Raw genomic sequence first — 1,512 nt, forward strand, 5'->3', positions numbered from 1 at the left:
GACTCTAGATTCTTGTTTTGACGCGTTTTCTTTACGCGAACCGGTCTCCACCTCGCTGGAAAACGCTCTCAGCCGGCCCGGTCAGGAGGCCGGCTCAGGCCGACGCGTGCGCGTCGACACGGCGGCCCGCACGGTGCGCCACAAGGTCTGATCCAGCGCAAGAATGGCCGGCGCGTAGATCGCGAATCCGACCACACTCATGATCGCCAGGATCGCGATCGGATGCAGCGACACCAGATGGGGCCGCAGCAGCGCGAGCGCTCCCGCCATGATGATCGTTGCGGCCGCCGGATACATCACCGCGGTCAGCGTTCGCCCGAATGGAACCCCCACCCACGCCTTGACCGCGAACAGGATCACCGGCGTAGCAAGCAGCATCCTGACAACGTTGCCGATTGCGGCTCCTTCGACGCCGTATTGCGCGGCGATCACGCCCACGAGCACGCTGGCCGCGAATTCAAACAGATTGATGAGCAGGACTTCCCACATCCGGCCAATGGCCATCAGGATGTTCGTCTTGTACCAGATCAGCGGGACGAACAGCGCAATCTGCGTCAGGATCTGCATGGGCAGGATGCTGGCCTGCCACTTTGCACCGAACATCAGGGTCAGCAGTTCCGGCGCCACCAGCGCGGCACCGACAAACAGCGGATAGAGGAAAGCGGCCGTCATGTGAACGAGCTGGAGATAGGCGTCGATCAGGGCCGGGCGATCATTCTGCAGGCGTGCGAGCGATGTCAGCGTGACGGTGGTCACGGGCCGGATCGAGAGCTCGAGCAGAAGATCGATGCCGCGCCACGCAATCCGCAAATAGCCGAGGCCCTCGGGGCCGACGAAATAGCCGACGATCAGATCCAGAACCCGCTGGTTTCCCGACCCAAGCAGCGAGGACAACGCAACTGCGATCCCCCCCTTCAGTTGAGCAATGGCAATCCGGGGACGGAACCTCAGCGACGGCCACCAGCGCGTTGCCACGATCATCGCCGCGGTGAACCAGACGTAGTAGATGAGGCGCTGTGCCACGAGGCTGAACACGCCGAAGCCCGTGAATGCCATCACCATCGCAACGACGCCGCTGACGATGGTGGCCGACACGTTGCGTGCCGCCAGCGCGCGGAAACCGAATTCGCGGCGAAGTTTCGCCTCATAGACCGTGCCGGCGGCGAACAGGAGCGACATCGGAGCCAGCCACTGCATCACCGGCTTCAGCTCGGCCACGCCAAAGAGATCGGCGAGATTTTGCGCCGTCAGGAACATGACCACCGTCAGCAGCAGACCGAACCCGAAGCTGCTCCAGAATGCCGTRTCGAGTTCTTCCTCAGACGTCTCCGCGCGCTGGACCAGGACCTCGGTCAGACCGGCCCGGCCAATCAGGTTCGAAATGTCGATGAAGGCCGTGGCGATGCCGACGACACCGAACGCTTCCGGTCCCAGCAAGCGCGCCAGGATCATGAACAGGACGAACTGGAATAGCGTCTGCCCTCCGGATCCGATGACCATCCAGAGCACGCC

At 62.9% G+C, this 1,512-nt stretch carries 1 protein-coding gene; it reads right to left on the bottom strand.

The window, feature by feature from the left end:
- Positions 1 to 81 precede the first annotated feature (81 nt).
- A partial coding sequence (locus ACXJL8_RS40780; RefSeq protein WP_456687006.1) for a lipopolysaccharide biosynthesis protein occupies positions 82 to 1,512 on the bottom strand: 1,431 nt, incomplete at its 5' end.

The organism is Bradyrhizobium sp. P5_C11_2, from assembly GCF_054049755.1.